At 57.3% G+C, this 15,481-nt stretch carries 17 protein-coding genes; 16 read left to right on the forward strand and 1 reads right to left on the reverse strand.

All coding sequences use genetic code 11. The features are described from left to right. Positions 1–29: 29 nt before the first annotated feature. Positions 30–1,382, reverse strand: coding sequence for a chromosomal replication initiator protein DnaA (gene dnaA / locus RBQ93_RS09965; RefSeq protein ID WP_320371966.1), 1,353 nt, complete (start codon positions 1,380–1,382; stop codon positions 30–32). 411 nt (positions 1,383–1,793) lie between these two features. Between dnaA and rpmH the strand changes: the two genes are divergently transcribed. The 16 genes from rpmH to RBQ93_RS10045 all read left to right on the forward strand — a co-directional run bounded on the left by rpmH (position 1,794) and on the right by RBQ93_RS10045 (position 15,390). Then, positions 1,794–1,943 (forward strand): 50S ribosomal protein L34, encoded by a 150-nt coding sequence (rpmH, locus tag RBQ93_RS09970; protein WP_320371967.1) that lies wholly within the window; start codon positions 1,794–1,796, stop codon positions 1,941–1,943. 21 nt (positions 1,944–1,964) lie between these two features. Then, positions 1,965–2,315: a ribonuclease P protein component gene (gene rnpA / locus RBQ93_RS09975; RefSeq protein WP_320371968.1), complete on the forward strand. Its 351-nt coding sequence runs from the start codon at positions 1,965–1,967 to the stop codon at positions 2,313–2,315. Next, positions 2,315–2,527 carry a membrane protein insertion efficiency factor YidD gene (gene yidD / locus RBQ93_RS09980; RefSeq protein ID WP_320371969.1) on the forward strand — a complete coding sequence of 71 codons (213 nt, stop codon included), beginning with the start codon at positions 2,315–2,317 and terminating at the stop codon, positions 2,525–2,527. The genes rnpA and yidD overlap by 1 nt, the downstream gene beginning before the upstream one ends. A 23-nt stretch (positions 2,528–2,550) precedes the next feature. Beyond that, complete coding sequence (gene yidC / locus RBQ93_RS09985; RefSeq protein ID WP_320371970.1) at positions 2,551–4,143, forward strand: membrane protein insertase YidC; 1,593 nt, start codon at positions 2,551–2,553, stop codon at positions 4,141–4,143. Positions 4,144–4,153: 10 nt separating this feature from the next. Next, the gene (gene mnmE / locus RBQ93_RS09990; protein WP_320371971.1) at positions 4,154–5,527 is read left to right on the forward strand and encodes a tRNA uridine-5-carboxymethylaminomethyl(34) synthesis GTPase MnmE; all 1,374 of its coding nucleotides are present in this window, start codon (positions 4,154–4,156) and stop codon (positions 5,525–5,527) included. Positions 5,528–5,559: 32 nt separating this feature from the next. Further along, a complete protein-coding gene (gene mnmG, locus RBQ93_RS09995; RefSeq protein WP_320371972.1) occupies positions 5,560–7,437 on the forward strand; it encodes a tRNA uridine-5-carboxymethylaminomethyl(34) synthesis enzyme MnmG in 1,878 nt (625 codons plus the stop codon). Beyond that, on the forward strand, positions 7,434–8,084 hold the full coding sequence (gene rsmG, locus RBQ93_RS10000) for a 16S rRNA (guanine(527)-N(7))-methyltransferase RsmG (RefSeq protein WP_320371973.1): 651 nt from the start codon (positions 7,434–7,436) through the stop codon (positions 8,082–8,084). The genes mnmG and rsmG overlap by 4 nt, the downstream gene beginning before the upstream one ends. A 228-nt stretch (positions 8,085–8,312) precedes the next feature. Then, complete coding sequence (locus RBQ93_RS10005) at positions 8,313–8,711, forward strand: YbgC/FadM family acyl-CoA thioesterase (protein WP_320371974.1); 399 nt, start codon at positions 8,313–8,315, stop codon at positions 8,709–8,711. Continuing rightward, the gene (mqnC, locus tag RBQ93_RS10010) at positions 8,708–9,751 is read left to right on the forward strand and encodes a cyclic dehypoxanthinyl futalosine synthase (RefSeq protein ID WP_320371975.1); all 1,044 of its coding nucleotides are present in this window, start codon (positions 8,708–8,710) and stop codon (positions 9,749–9,751) included. Before RBQ93_RS10005 ends, mqnC begins: the two co-directional genes overlap by 4 nt. Positions 9,752–9,756: 5 nt before the next feature. Further along, positions 9,757–10,893: a ribonuclease D gene (locus tag RBQ93_RS10015; RefSeq protein ID WP_320371976.1), complete on the forward strand. Its 1,137-nt coding sequence runs from the start codon at positions 9,757–9,759 to the stop codon at positions 10,891–10,893. A gap of 17 nt (positions 10,894–10,910) precedes the next feature. Continuing rightward, positions 10,911–11,552: a nicotinate-nucleotide adenylyltransferase gene (gene nadD / locus RBQ93_RS10020; protein ID WP_320371977.1), complete on the forward strand. Its 642-nt coding sequence runs from the start codon at positions 10,911–10,913 to the stop codon at positions 11,550–11,552. Then, a complete protein-coding gene (gene rsfS, locus RBQ93_RS10025) occupies positions 11,549–11,965 on the forward strand; it encodes a ribosome silencing factor (protein ID WP_320371978.1) in 417 nt (138 codons plus the stop codon). Before nadD ends, rsfS begins: the two co-directional genes overlap by 4 nt. 12 nt (positions 11,966–11,977) lie before the next feature. Beyond that, a complete protein-coding gene (locus RBQ93_RS10030; protein WP_320371979.1) occupies positions 11,978–12,439 on the forward strand; it encodes a 23S rRNA (pseudouridine(1915)-N(3))-methyltransferase RlmH in 462 nt (153 codons plus the stop codon). A 3-nt stretch (positions 12,440–12,442) separates the two neighbouring features. Next, complete coding sequence (locus RBQ93_RS10035) at positions 12,443–13,132, forward strand: ABC transporter ATP-binding protein (protein ID WP_320371980.1); 690 nt, start codon at positions 12,443–12,445, stop codon at positions 13,130–13,132. 1 nt (position 13,133) lies between these two features. Beyond that, positions 13,134–15,065 carry an ABC-F family ATP-binding cassette domain-containing protein gene (locus RBQ93_RS10040; protein ID WP_320371981.1) on the forward strand — a complete coding sequence of 644 codons (1,932 nt, stop codon included), beginning with the start codon at positions 13,134–13,136 and terminating at the stop codon, positions 15,063–15,065. A 100-nt stretch (positions 15,066–15,165) separates the two neighbouring features. Beyond that, positions 15,166–15,390 carry a NifU family protein gene (locus tag RBQ93_RS10045; protein ID WP_320371982.1) on the forward strand — a complete coding sequence of 75 codons (225 nt, stop codon included), beginning with the start codon at positions 15,166–15,168 and terminating at the stop codon, positions 15,388–15,390. Positions 15,391–15,481: the final 91 nt, after the last annotated feature.

Genomic DNA, 15,481 nt, shown 5'->3' on the forward strand with positions numbered 1-15,481 from the left:
TCAACAGCGTCTGGTGACAAGTTACAGATTCACTGCAAGATAGTGTTGCGAATCGTTTCGATTGTGCTGGCCAACTGTGGATCTTCGCCCAGCAAGCGATCGATTTTTTTGGTGGCGTGGATCACGGTCGAGTGATCTTTGCCACCAAACCTGCTGCCGATATCCGGATAGGAGGCGCTGGTCAGATCACGACAAAGCCAGATAGCCACCTGTCGCGCCTGCACAAACGTCTTGAGCCGTTTATCTGACTTTAGGTCCGCCACCTTGAGATTAAAGTGATCCGCCACGTTCTTCTGGATCAGTTCTACCGTGATCTCTTTACGTTTATCTACCAGGATATCCTTCAGGTTGTCCTTAGCCATGGCCAGGGTGATCGGGATATGCTGCAGACTGCTGTAGGCTCCCAGCCGGATCAGCATCCCCTCCAGCTCCCGTATATTGCGGGTATCACTGGATGCCAGAAAGTAGGCCACTTCATCAGGCAGGTTAATCCGATTCAGTTCAGCCTTCTTTTTGAGAATAGCCATCTTTGTTTCAAGGTCCGGCGGCTGTATATCGGCGATCAGGCCCCATTCAAAACGTGAACGTAGCCGTTCCTCCAGGTTGGGCATTTCCCGCGGGAATTTGTCCGACGTAATCACGATCTGCTTATGCGATTCATACAGTGAATTGAAGGTATGAAAGAACTCTACCTGGGTCCGCTCCCGTCCGGCAATGAACTGAATATCATCGATCAGCAGTACATCTACTGAACGGTAGCGCTCCCGAAAATCTTCCATCTTATTGAGCCGAATAGAGTTTACCATTTCGTGCATGAACTTTTCTGCTGAGCAGTAGCAGACCCGAGTCTCTGGCTTCTGGGACAGAATCTGGTGTCCTACCGCATGCAGCAGATGGCTTTTGCCCAGGCCAACGCCGCCGTAGATAAACAGCGGGTTGTAGGTAATGGCGGGATTGTTGGCTACTGCCAGCGCGGCGGCGTGAGAAAACTGATTGCCCGAGCCACTGACAAACTGGTCAAAGGTATACCGCGGATTGAGTGGTGTTCCGTCCCGCTCAGCCTGGGCAGGCCTCGGCTCTCCTCGCAGCGGTTTCGGTGCCGTCGGACTAGTCTCTTCTACTGGCTGTGGCAGGGGTGTCTCATCTTCCTTAATGGTCACCGCGATGGCGAGGTTTTTTTCTGCAGTGATCGAGAGGGCACTGTTAATCAGATCCAGGTAATTGTCTTCCAGCCATTCCTTGAAAAACTGGTTCGGTACACAGACCACGACGTTGTTATTCTCGGTGTGACTATATTGGATCGGTTGGATCCAGTTGATATAGTTTTGGGGAGGAATAACCCTTTCGAGGTTGGTCGCAGTCTGTGTCCAGACAGTTTGCATGATATCTTTCTTGGAGGAAGGCATAGTTGTCAAATGGTACCTTGATGCTCATGTTGGTTGCCAGTGGCGCTATCAACACCCTGTGCAGGGGATATTTTGCTTGTCACACTGGTGAGTTCTGCTGTTCTTGCCAGCTTGTCCTGTCCGTGTTTATCAACAGGTATATCAACACCTGTTGATAACGCTATAATTGAATAATATTGATATTATAGGAGTGAGTTGGGTCCGTTTTAGGAGGTCTTCTCATAGGGTCAGCACCTTAGCAGACCCCCCCCCTTTTTTCAATGCTTAAAACGGGGCGCTGAGTATAAAAAACACTTGACAGAAGGCCGCTGTTCTGATTAATACTCTCGTTCCCATATCTGTATCGATAGTGGGCTGAACCATATTTTTACTTTCTGGAGCAGAGCCGTGAAAAGAACCTTTCAACCCAGCAATACTTCTCGTAAACGGACCCACGGGTTCCTGGTGCGTATGTCGTCAAAAAATGGTCGCTTGGTGATCAAGCGTCGTCGCGCCAAAGGCCGCAAGCGCCTGGCAGTGCAAATCGCTTCCAAGTAATCTTCATTGCGACATACAGTCGTGCCATCAGCACGCGCAACGTATCCAAAGGCTGCTCGTCTTTTGCGGCGGCCAGAGTTTACCAGACTCTCGGCTGGCCGGCCCGGTTTTTCCGGACCGGCCTTCTTGGTTGTCTGGCAGCACAATCAGTATGGATTCCCTCGTCTGGGGGTAACAGCCAGTCGTAAAGTAGGAGGGGCTGTTGTGCGCAACCGAATCAAGCGTCAGGTCCGCGAATTTTTTCGTCAGCATCGCCACGGTCTGCCTGCAGTTGACGTGAACGTGATCGTACGAAGTCGTGCAGCTGCGCTGGATGGCTCAGCATTGTGCGCCGAGTTGCAGCGCGCCTTTCAGCGGATTGGTAGCTGCTGATGGTGTCCAGGCTGCTCATGTTCTTTATTCATGTTTATCGCCGTCTGATCTCTCCGGTCTTGCCTCCATCGTGTCGCTTTTACCCCACCTGTTCCGCTTATGCCTTGGAGGCAATTCGCCGGTATGGTCCCTACAAGGGTTCATACCTGTCATTGCGTCGTTTGCTCAAGTGTCACCCTTGGCATCCAGGCGGCTTTGATCCCGTAATCTGACTACTTGCCGTACTGGAGCCTGTATGGAAAAACGTACTATTATTGCTATTGTGCTTTCTGTTGCGGTCTTTTATCTGTTCTCGTTTTTTATGGGTCAGCAGAAGCCAGCTGACACTTCAGTACAGCAACCAGCAGGCGTACAGGGTGCATCTTCATCTCAGCAGCCACTTGCTCCGGTTGTAGCTCCCGCTGCAGCGGCTCCTGTTGTTCAAGTCGCTGATGCCCAATTGGTAAAGGTCGATACACCGCTGTATGAAGCTGTCTTTACTACAGCTGGAGGTGCCCTCAAGAGTCTTACCCTCAAGGGGTATCGCGAGAAGAACGCCGCTGACGCCAAGTCAGTTGTGCTCGTCGCTACCGCAGATCCTTCGCTGCCGGTTGGTTCAACCCGTGGCGCCGGTTTTGCGTTGCATCCGCAGGTTCTGTACGGTGTTGATAACAAGCAGCTTTCGGTTGCAGATGGCCAAAAGCAGCAACTGGTCTTTACCCATGTCTCCCCCCAAGGGTATGTCGTTCGCAAGGTCTACTCGTTTGATGCTGCCCAGTATGGCATTGGGCTCGCAACACAGCTGATCAACAACTCGCCTTCACCACTGGTCGGTTCGCTGCAGCAGATCATAACCGCACCTTCCGAGATCAAGGAGAAGGATAGCCGCTATGAGACCTACGGCTCGACGGTTTTCGCCGACAACTCGTTGCAGACCGACGCCCCCAAGGAGTTTGACAGCGCTGTTAAAAAGTATGACAAGCTGGTTCAGTGGGCCGGTATCACCGATAAGTATTTCCTTATTGCGCAACTGGCTGATAACGGCAGCGTGGCCAATGTCGAGATCAAGAAGAACCAGTCCGGTTTCATCGAGTCAGTGGCTACATCGCCGGCCTTTACGGTTTCGTCAGGCCAGTCAGTCACTGTCAGCCACACGTTGTTCATTGGTCCCAAGGATATCGATATCCTGAAGGCGCAAGGCTCCTCCCTCGAGCAGTCCCTTGACCTGGGTTGGTTCACGGTGCTTGCCAAGCCGATGCTGCACACACTCAAATTCTTTTACACCTACATCCCCAATTACGGTGTTGGTATCATCTTCATCACCATCATCCTGAAGATCATCTTCTTTCCGCTGACCCACAAGAGTTACAAGTCGATGAAGGAGATGGGCAAGTTGCAGCCCAAGATGGCTGCGCTCAAGGAAAAGTACAAGAACGACCGCGACGCCATGAACCGTGCCGTTATGGAGTTGTACCGCGACCACAAGGTAAACCCCTTGGGCGGTTGCCTGCCAATGCTGGTTCAGATCCCGGTCTTCTTTGCCCTCTATAAGGCACTGATGTTCTCCATCGAGTTACGCCATGCGCCGTTCATGCTCTGGATCACTGACCTGTCCGATAAGGATCCGTACTATGTTACGCCGATCATCATGGGCGCCACCATGTTCATTCAGCAGAAGATGACCCCTTCTACCATGGACGAGATGCAGCAAAAGATCATGCTGGCCCTGCCAGTGGTCTTTACTTTCATGTTTCTTAACTTCCCGTCCGGCCTGGTGTTGTACTGGCTGGTCAACAACATTCTGACTATCGGCCAGCAGATGTATATCAACAAGCTGGTCAAGGAATGACAGGTGGCCGATGTATCTTGCTGATACCATAGCCGCCATCGCAACCCCGCAGGGCTGCGGGGGCATCGGCATTGTACGGGTCAGTGGCCCTCGTGCTGAACAGATCGGGCTGGCGGTTTTTTGCGCTAAACGCGGCGGTGGCTTTGACAGCCACCGCCTTTATTATGGCCGCTTGATCAATCCGCTTGATGGCTCGACAATTGACGAGGGGATGGCCGTTCTGATGCGTGCCCCGCGCTCATACACCCGCGAGGATGTGCTGGAGCTGCACTGCCATGGCGGTTATCTGGTGGTGCGCTCAGTTCTGCAGGCCTGTGTTGCTGCTGGCGTCCGCCTGGCCGACCCCGGCGAGTTTACCAAGCGAGCCTTTTTAAACGGCAGGATTGATCTTTGCCAGGCAGAATCGGTGATTGATGTCATCAACAGCCGTACCGATGCCGCGCTCTCGCTTGCCCAGCGTCAACGGGAAGGGCTGCTGGGTCGTGAACTGGACTCAGTGCGTCAGCTGATAGTCGAGGCCCTGGCGATTCTGGAGGCCCATATCGATTTCCCAGAAGACGATATCGACCCGGCCTCCTATGCCTTGATTTACGATCGCGTCACCGCCGCCCGCAACCAGATCGTCCGTCTCATGGACAGTTTCCGGTACGGTAAAGTGTTGCGAGAAGGGGTGTCGGTCCTGCTGGCCGGCAAACCCAATGCCGGCAAATCCAGTCTGCTGAATGCGCTGGTCTGTGAAGACCGTGCTATCGTCTCTGCGGTACCCGGCACCACCCGTGACATGATTGAGGAGATCGTTACGGTTAACGGTCTGCCGCTGCGGATCATTGATGCCGCCGGTATCAGGCGCCACCATGGCGACGAGCTTGAGCAGGAGGGGATTCGGCGTACGCTTGGCAGGCTTGCAGAGGCCGACCTTGTTTTGTTTCTGGCCGATAGCAGCCGGCCCTTTGATGCCGACGATCATGAGATTCTCTCTGCTCTGGCAGGCCGCCCGTATATTACGGTGCTTACCAAAACTGACCTGTCTCCACAGCTGGATAGCCAACTGTTGCCGGCTTGCAATGATCTCGTTTCGGTCTGCAGTAAGACCGGCGCCGGCCTCGAGCTCTTGCGCGCTACCTTGCATCGGTACTTCATGGTTGATGCGCCACCACTTTCTGATGATCTGGTTGCTATCTCCAATGTCCGTCACCAGGATGTTTTGGCGCGGGCGGTCTCGTCGTTAGCACTGTTTGAACAGCATAGGCAGTCTGCCTTGTCTCCGGATCTGCTTGCCGTCGACCTGCGTGACGTCCTGTCCGCCATTGGTGAGATAACTGGTGCTACAACCCCGGACGCGGTACTTGATCTTATTTTTTCAAGCTTTTGCATTGGCAAGTAGTCAGATGTTTCACGTGGAACATGGGTGGCGGTATGCATTGTTACGATAAACAGTATGACGTGATTGTGGTGGGCGCGGGACATGCCGGCTGCGAAGCGGCCCTTGCCGCTGCGCGCATGGGGTGCCAGACGCTGCTGCTCAATATGAGTCTTGACGGCATGGCGGTCATGTCGTGCAATCCGTCGATCGGCGGATTGGCCAAGGGGCACTTGGTGCGAGAAATAGATGCGCTGGGTGGCGAGATGGCCAAAAATATCGACGCCACGGGAATCCAGTTTCGGGTATTGAATACGCGGAAGGGGCCTGCGGTCAGGGCGTCGCGGGCACAGGCTGACAAGCAGCTCTACCGGTTGCGTATGAAGCGGGTGCTTGAGGGGCAGCAGGGCCTGGACTGCAAGCAGGGGGAGGTCACGGCGCTGTACCTTGAGCAGGGGCAGTTGCGGGGTGTGGATACTCGCAGCGGTCTGCGTTTTTTGGGCAAGACCGTGGTGCTGACCACCGGCACCTTTATGCGGGGTCTGATCCATATCGGCTTGACCAGCTTCCCGGGGGGCAGGGCAGGAGATCAGCCCTCTGTTGGCTTGTCGGATCAGCTGCAGGAACTTGGTTTTGAGGTGGGGCGGCTGAAAACCGGAACGCCTGCCCGTCTTGACTGTCGCACCATCGATTTCAGCAGGCTTGAGGCTCAGCCGGGTGACGATCCGCCCCAACCGTTTTCATTCTCCACCGAGCGGATCACCATGCCGCAGGTGCCCTGCCATATCGCCTACACCAACGAGCGTACCCATGAGATCATTCGCGGGGGGCTGGATCGCTCTCCACTTTATTCGGGGGTGATTGAAGGGGTTGGCCCGCGCTACTGTCCGTCCATTGAGGACAAGGTAGTGCGCTTTCCTGACAAGGAGCGCCACCAGACCTTCATCGAGCCGGAAGGTTTGGACACGGTGGAGGTGTACCCCAGTGGTATGTCCAGTTCGCTACCGATCGATGTGCAGATCGCCTTCTATCGTTCGATGGAGGGCCTGGAGCAGGTGGAGCTGATGCGGCCGGCCTACGCCATTGAGTATGATTACGTTAACCCGGTGCAGTTGCATGTCACGCTGGAGACCAAACTGGTTGCCAATCTGTTTCATGCCGGACAGATCAACGGCACCTCTGGCTATGAAGAGGCAGCTGGCCAGGGGTTGTTGGCCGGCATCAACGCTGCTCGACGGGTGCAGGGACGTGAGCCGCTGGTGCTGGGCCGCCACGACGCCTATATCGGCGTCATGGTCGATGATCTGGTGACGCTGGGTACCAAGGAGCCGTACCGGATGTTTACCTCGCGGGCCGAATACCGCTTGCTGTTGCGCGAAGATAACGCCGATCTCAGGCTGCGTGAATTGGGCCATGCCATCGGGTTGGTGCCGGACGAACTGTACGCCGGATTCTGCCGCAAGCGCGAAGCTATTCACGCTGAACGCGAGCGTGTGGCGCTGACACGACTCAGTATAAACGAGCAGGAGCGGGACTGGTTGCAGCGGCATGGTTGTAGTGAGGTGCAGAAGGGCACAACGCTGGAGCAGTTGCTGCGACGTCCCGGGATTGGCTATGTTGAGCTGGCCGAAATTGACAGCGTCGTCCATGATCTTGCCGCTGCAGTGCGCGAGCAGGTGGAGATTCAGGTCAAGTACCAGGGCTACATCGAGCGCCAGGAAGAGCAGATCGAGCGGTTGCGCAAGATGGAGGCGGCACAGATACCCGTAGACCTGGACTATGCCGATCTGCAGGGATTGACGCCTGAGGTGCGTGAAAAGCTGGAGCGGTTCCGGCCGGGAACGCTGGGCCAGGCCTCGCGCATACAAGGGGTTACACCGGCGGCGTTGGCGATACTGTCGGTGGCACTCAAAACGGGTGCCCGACAACCATGAATGTAAAGCTGCTGCAGGAGGGGGCCAGGTCGCTCGGAGTTGAGCTCAGTGGTCAGGCCGTGGGGCGGTTGGAACAATACATGGGTGAGCTGCTGCGCTGGAACCGGTCAATTAATCTGACAGCCATAACGCAGTCTGACGAGATCATTGCCAAACATTTTGTGGACTCCATGAGCATCGTGCCGCTGCTCAGGCCGCACGAGCATCTGCTGGATGTCGGCTCCGGGGCCGGGCTGCCCGGGCTGGTGGTGGCGATGCTGCGGGATGACCTGCCGATCACCAGCGTTGATGCCGTTGACAAAAAGGTGCGCTTCCAGCGGCATATCTGCAGGTTATTGACGCTTGACCAGGTTGAGGCCATACATCAGCGGGTGGAGCGACTGGCAGAACAACGACCCGGTCAGTTTGATCTGGTCTCCTCACGGGCCTTCCGTGACCCACTTCGCTTCATGCAGCTGGCACATCCTCTGGTGCGGCCTGGCGGGAGGCTGGTGGCCATGGTGGCAAACACCGGCGGTATAGAAGAGTGGAACATGGAGCAGTGTGCGTGTGACCATGGCTTCCGTTTGCTCGAAATGCGTAGCTACGAACTGCCTCGACAGCTGGGGGCACGAAAACTGGTGGTCTTCGGCCGTAACCCGCTATAGTTACGCAACTCTAGCGGGCGATGCGCAGAAGGGGCTCTGAGCCCCTTTTTTGGCGCTGCGCAAACCAAGGGCCCGGTAGCGGGTTAAAATCGATTGTGGTGCATTTTTGTGCGCCAAACGTGATTTGTCATCTCTGTGGGTATGAACCGGGCTGCTGATGGCGAAGCGGGTTGCCATGCCGTGTCTATCTGCAGTACAGTGGTCCGTCAAAAGTCAAAGAGGATACCAATGCTGTTGCGCGTCTATTACGAAGACACCGATGCTGCCGGGGTGGTCTACCACTCCAATTACCTCAACTATTGTGAGCGGGCCCGCACCGAATATCTGCGTGAGCGTGGCTGGTCGGTGGCCGAGCTGGCCAGCGACGGGGCGGTCTTCCCGGTGGTACGGATGGAGATCGATTTCAAGGCACCGGCCCGACACGATGATCTGCTGCAGGTCATCACGACACCACTGCGGGTGGGTGGATCATCCTTTGAGTTGCGCCAGCAGGTACACCGTGCATCCGACGGTAAGCTGCTGGTGGAACTGCTGGTGACGCTGGCCTGTGTGACGCCCCAACTCAAGGCGCGTCGAATTCCCGCTGGGGTGCGAGCAACACTAAGCGCTGAGGTGTCCGCTGCATGAACAGAGCGCCAGAAACCATAGACCGCGCACAAGCGCTGGAACTGCTCGTACACGGTGATCTGCTCCAGCTGGGCAAGTGGGCGGACGCCATCAGGCGACGCTTGCATCCGGATAACCGGGTCACCTTTGTGGTGGACCGCAACGTCAACTATACCAATGTCTGCGAATCCCGCTGTTCGTTCTGCGCCTTTTACCGCGATATCGAGGCAGCGGATGCCTATCTGCTGGATTACGAAGCCATCTTTGCAAAGATCGCGGAACTGGTGGAGCGGGGCGGCACGCAACTGCTGATGCAGGGCGGCCTACACCCCGAGATCGGTATAGAGTACTTCGAGAATCTGTTCCGCGAGATCAAGCGGCGCTTTCCGCTGGTACAGAACCATTCCCTGTCGCCAGCCGAGATCTGCCACCTGGCTGACCGGCATACGCTCAGTATCACAGAGGTTTTGAGCCGCCTCAAGCTGGCTGGACTTGATTCCGTGCCGGGCGGAGGGGCCGAGATCCTGGTGGACGAAGTGCGTCAGAGCATCTCGCCCAAAAAGATCGGCTGGCAGCGCTGGGGTGAGGTGATGCTGACAGCCGCTGCATTGGGTATGTCCACCACCGCCACTATGATGTTTGGCAGCAAAGAGACCCCGGAACAGATCGTTGAACACCTGTTCAGGGTGCGAGCGATGCAGGAGCAGGGTGGCTCCTTCACAGCGTTCATTCCCTGGACGTACCAGCCCGGAAACACAGAGCTAGGTGGAGAAACCGCCACAGGCGTCGAATATCTGAAGGTGTTGGCATTGTCGCGGATCGTGCTGGATAACATCGCCAGCATCCAGGCCAGCTGGGTGACCCAGGGAGCCAAGCTGGCGCAGGTGGCGCTGTTTTTCGGCGCCAACGACCTGGGTGGCACCATGCTGGAGGAAAACGTGGTGGCCGCTGCCGGTTGCAGCTTCCGCATGTCGCAGCAGGAGATGGTTGAGTTGATTCAAGGCGCCGGCTTCAGGGCGGCGCAACGTGACACCGGCTACAGAATCGTGAAGGAGTTTTGAAGCGGATGCCAGGCTACACGCTGATTGAATGCGAACGAAAACTGTCTGAAGTCTGCCACGGGCTGCGAGATGAGCCTGAACTGGCCCTTGATCTTGAGGCCGACTCGCTGCACCACTACCGTGAAAAGGTCTGCCTGCTACAGCTGTCCACCCGCAGCGCCACCTGGTTGATCGATCCGCTGCTGGTAAATGATCTGGCACCGCTCGGGTTACTGCTGGCCGATCCTGAGCGGCTGATCGTGTTTCATGGCGGCGATTACGACATCCGTTCGCTGCACCGCGATTTTGGTATCAGTGTCGGCCGTATGTACGACACCATGATCGCAGCTCAGTTCATAGGACTCACTGAGTTTGGACTTGCCGCACTGCTGCGCAGCCACTTCGGCGTTGAGCTGGACAAACGCTTCCAGAAGGCTGACTGGAGCCAGCGTCCGTTGACCGCTGACATGGCCAACTACGCCGCCCATGACACAGCCCACCTGCTGCAGCTGGCTGATAGCCTGCGTGCAAAGGTCGAAGAACTGGGACGTAGCGGATGGGTGGCCGAAGAATGCGCACTGGTGGCAGCTAACCGGATGGTGGACAAGGGTGAGGGACCGCTGTTCCTGCACTGTAAAGGTGCCGGAAAGCTACAGCGACGGAACCTGGCGATTCTGGAGCAGCTCCTGCAGCTGCGGGACAGCCAGGCACGGCAGCTTGATCGTCCGCCATTCAAGGTTATGTCTTCGGAATCATTGCTTGTTATTGCTGAGCGTCAGCTGCGCACCGTTCACGAAATGAGCGAAGTGCAGGGTCTGACGCCACGGGTGCTTAATCGCTACGGCGGGCTGCTGGAAGCTGCAGTGCAGCGCGGCCTGGAGCTACCCGAGGGTCAGTTGCCGCGCTTTCCGCGCAGCAAGGGCGAACCGAATCCCGGCATCAAGGCCAGGATCGCGCAGCTGAAAAAGTGGCGTGAGCAGTTGAGCGCAGAACTGCAGCTGGCCACCGGACTCGTGGCGCCCAACTGGCTTCTGGAACGGATTGCGGAGCAGCGTCCCGACAGCATTGAGCAGCTGGCTGCGGTGCCGGGCATTCGTCGCTGGCAGCTGGCGTTGTGGGGAGCAACACTCGTGCAGCTACTGGCTCAACCAACCGATTCGTAACCGGCGCGGGGTACGTGATGAAACTGGGAATCCTGGGCGGCACCTTTAATCCGATTCACCTGGCCCATCTGCGTATTGCTGAGGCGGCACGTGAGGCTGCAGAACTGGATCAGGTACTGTTTATCCCGGCCATGGATCCTCCCCACAAACCGGTGGAAGGGGCGGTGCCCTTTCAGCAGCGCTTTGCAATGGTTACACTGGCCATTGCCGACAATCCCGGTTTTGGCATCAGCGACATCGAGGCCCGGCGTGAGGGGAAATCCTATACGGTGGAGACTCTGACGGCGCTGCGGCAGGAGCGTCCCACTGATGAGCTGCACTTCATCATCGGCAGTGACTCGTTCCTGGAACTTGGCCTGTGGCACCGGTATGCGGACTTGTTCGAGCTCGCCTCGCTGGTGGTGGTGGCACGTCCTGGCAGCCTGGTAACCGACCCGATCCAGCAGTTGCCTGACGCGGTGCAGCCGAACTTCAGCCAGGAAGGGCCGCACCTGCTGCGTCACAGCAGTGGTAACGCTATTCAGTTTGTGGAAGACAGTCGTCTGGAAATTTCCTCCAGCCGCCTGAGATCATTAGTGGCAGCAGGGCGTACAGTGCGCTATCTGTTGCCGTCGGCAGTGGAAAACTACATTGCCCAGAAAGGGTTGTACCGAACATGAGCGATCAAAAAACAGAAAAACCTACCCTCAGCGCCCGCGAGCGGGCCATACGCTGTGCAGAGCTGGCAGCGGACAAAAAGGGGTACGACATCCGCGTGCTGGATATCACCCGCATCAGCACCATCGCCGACCTGCTGGTGATTGTCTCTGGTCAGTCAGACAGGCAGAATCAGGCCATCTGTGACCATATCCGCAAGGAGCTGAAGAAGTACGGCAAGGTGCAGGAGATCGAGGGTGAGGCGGACGGCAAGTGGATCGTGATGGATTACAGTGATGTGCTGGTGCATATCTTCCATGAGGAGCAGCGTCGTCGCTATGACCTTGACGGGCTTTGGGAAAAAGGTGAGCTGGTTGAACTGCCGCCGGAGCTGCAGGCCACCATTGCCGCCAATGCAGCATCGTTCACTATCTGATCGGAATAAACTGTGAAACTACGGGTGCTTTGGCTTGGCAAGACTCGCGATGCCTGGATCAAAAACGGGGTGACAGAGTATGCCACCCGGGTTGGGCGCTACCTGCCGCTGACGTTTGACGAGCTGAAGGACGAGAAAGACGCCACCCAGCAAGAGGGGCGCCGCCGTGAGGGGGAACGTCTGTTGAAGCAGCTTTCACCACAGACGGTGCTGGTGGTACTGGATGAGCGCGGCCAGCAGATGACGTCGGTGCAGTTCGCCGAGTTTATAGGCAAGCAACGTGACAATGGCACCGCTGAGTTGGCCTTTGCCATCGGCGGCGCCTATGGCTTCAGTGATGAGGTGCGTAACCGGGCCGCCAGAGTGCTGGCCCTGTCGGCCATGACCTTTACCCATCAGATGGTGCGCCCCTTTCTGCTGGAGCAGATGTACCGGGCCTGCACCATCCTGAATAACGAGCCCTATCACCACTAGACCATGCCCGATGTAATCAAGCTACAGGATATCCGCCGGGTCTTCGGCGAGGGAGACCACGCCGTAGAGGCGTTGCGTGGAGTCTCGTTTACCATTCAGCAAGGGGAGTTTGTGGCAATCATGGGGGCCTCGGGCAGTGGAAAATCCACCTGCATGAACACCCTGGGCTGCCTGGACCGGCCCACCAGCGGCACCTACTGGCTGGACGGCATCGACACCGCCGGTATGACGCCGGACCAGCTGGCCGAGGTGCGAAACCGGAAGTTGGGCTTCGTGTTCCAGGGCTTCAACCTGCTGCCACGCACCACGGCGCTCGAAAACGTGGAACTGCCGCTGATCTACGCCCAGGTGCCGGCTGCTGAACGACATCAACGGGCCCTGGCAGCGCTTGAACTGGTCGGCCTGGGTGAGCGCACACATCACACCAGCGCCCAGCTTTCCGGGGGACAGCAACAACGGGTAGCCATCGCCCGGGCCCTGGTGAACCAGCCGGCCGTGATCCTGGCCGACGAACCGACCGGCAACCTGGACACCGCCACCACCCATGAGATCATGCAGCTTTTCAGCGAACTGAACCGCAAGGGTATCACCATCGTGATGATCACCCACGAACCAGAGGTGGCTGAGTACGCCTCCCGCCGGATCACCTTCCGCGACGGCGCCATCGTTACCGATACGGACCAGAATTTCTAATATGCTCCAACTCGTCAACCTGTCGAAAGATTTTGCTGGCCGCGTTCTGTTTGCGAACATTTCCTGGCACCTGCGGAAGGGTGAGCGGGTGGCCTTGATCGGTGAAAACGGCGCCGGTAAATCGACCCTGATGAAGATCATCGCCGGACTGGAGGAATCGTCCAGCGGCGATATCCAGCTGGCCAAGGGGGCCCGGGCCGCCTACCTGCCCCAGGACGGCATTGTCACCAGCGGTCGCAAGCTGTTTCACGAGGCCCGCTCAGCGCTGTCCGATCTGTTGGCCCTGGAGCAGGAGCTGCACCAGCTGGGAGTCCAGCTGGAACAGCTGCCCCACGATGGGGCCGAGCATCACAGCCAGTTGCATCGTTACGGGGAGCTGCAGGAACAGTTCCGGTACCGTGGCGGCTACACTATGGAGGCCGAGATCGGCAGCGTGTTGCGGGGGCTGGGCTTTACCCAGGAAGACTGGCACCGTGACTGCGGCGAGTTCTCCGGCGGCTGGCAGATGCGGATCGCCCTGGCCCGCCTGCTGTTGCAAAAGCCGGACGTGTTATTGCTGGACGAGCCGACCAACCACCTGGATATCGAGGCCCGTAACTGGCTGGAGCAGTACCTCTGCAGTTACCCCGGTTCAGTGATCCTGGTCTCTCACGACCGTTTTTTTATGGATCAGGTCTGTAGCCGGATCGCTGAGGTCTGGAACCACACCATCGCCGATTACCACTGTTCCTATTCCAGCTACCTGGTACAGCGGGAAGAGCGGGTGGCGGCGCTGCGGGAGGCGAAACGGCTGCAGGACGAAGAGGTCCAGAAGACGGAAGACTTTATCAAGCGCTTCCGCTACCAGGCCAACAAGGCCTCGCTGGTGCAGTCCCGTATCAAGCAGTTGGAAAAGATTGAGCGGATCGAGCTGCCGCCGGAGCGCAAAAAGATCCGTTTTCAGTTTCCCCAGGCACCCAAGAGCGGCCGGATCGTGCTGGAACTCAAGCACCTGACCCGGGCCTACGGCCCCAAGGTGGTGCTTGACCGGATCGACCTGACGGTCGAAAAGGGTGAGCGGGTGGCCCTGGTGGGGCACAACGGCGCTGGCAAGTCCACCCTTATGGCGGTGCTGGCCGGCGGCGTCTACCAGAGCGGACAGCTGACGGTCGGCCATAATGTGGTGGCCGATTATTTCGCACAGGATCAGGCGAACGTGCTGGACGGCGCAAAAACAGCCTATGACGAGCTGTACCACGACTGTCCCTACGAGATGGTGCCCAAGCTGCGCGATATCCTGGGGGCCTTTCTGTTCTCCGGTGACGATATCCATAAAAAGGTGGCGGTGCTCTCTGGCGGTGAGCGCAATCGGCTGGCCCTGGCCAAGATGCTGCTGCGTCCCTCCAACCTGTTGCTGATGGACGAGCCCACCAACCATCTGGACCTGTTCAGCAAGGAGGTGCTGCTGGATGCCCTGAAGGGATTCGATGGCACGGTGGTCTTCGTCTCCCACGATCGCTACTTTGTGAACGGCCTGGCAACCCGCATCGTGGAGGTGGGTGATGGCAAGCTGACCGACTACTACGGTGATTACGAATACTATCTGAGTAAAAAGGAAGCTGCCGTACTGCCGGGGCACGGTACCGGGGGCAAGGGACAAGAAAAGACGCCGCTCCACGTCGACCCATGCACCATGCCCCATGCACCGGTAGTCAAGGACCGTGAGGAGCAAAAGCGGCGCAAGAAAGAAGAGCAGGCCCGTGAAAGGCAGCAACAGTCCCTTGAGCACGAGATCGCTGAGGTGGAACGTCTGATCGCCGATCTGGAGACGGAGATGAACAGCCCCGGCTTCTTTGACGATCCTGAACGGGGGCTGCAGAGTGGTGAGCGCCACACGGCGCTCAACCAGCGTTTGGAGCAGTTGTACCTCCAGTGGGAGCAGTTGTCTCAGTAAAATTTCGTGCAATTCCGACTGAAAATAGGTATACAAGACTAAAGAGGTCCATAATTAATCCGGCGTCGAATCACGCTCATCATCACAAAGGAGATCTGCAATGCAAGAAAAGGTTCAGGCTGTACTGGAGCAAGTCCGTCCCATGCTGCAACGTGACGGCGGTGATGTGGAACTGGTTGAGGTGACCGAAGACAACATCGTCAAGGTCAAGCTGCAGGGAGCCTGCGGCTCCTGTCCGATGTCCACCATGACCCTCAAGATGGGGATCGAAAAGGCGATCAAGGAGCAGATTCCTGAAATCGTTGAGGTGCAGCAGGTACGCTAGGCACCGTCGTCCAAATCATGAACAACGCCCCACTGTCTTCAGACAGCGGGGCGTTGCTTTTTGCGCACTTCCTCTGTTAGAATCGCGCCCT

The organism is Trichlorobacter sp., from assembly GCF_034008105.1.
In the GTDB taxonomy this organism is placed as follows: domain Bacteria; phylum Desulfobacterota; class Desulfuromonadia; order Geobacterales; family Pseudopelobacteraceae; genus Trichlorobacter.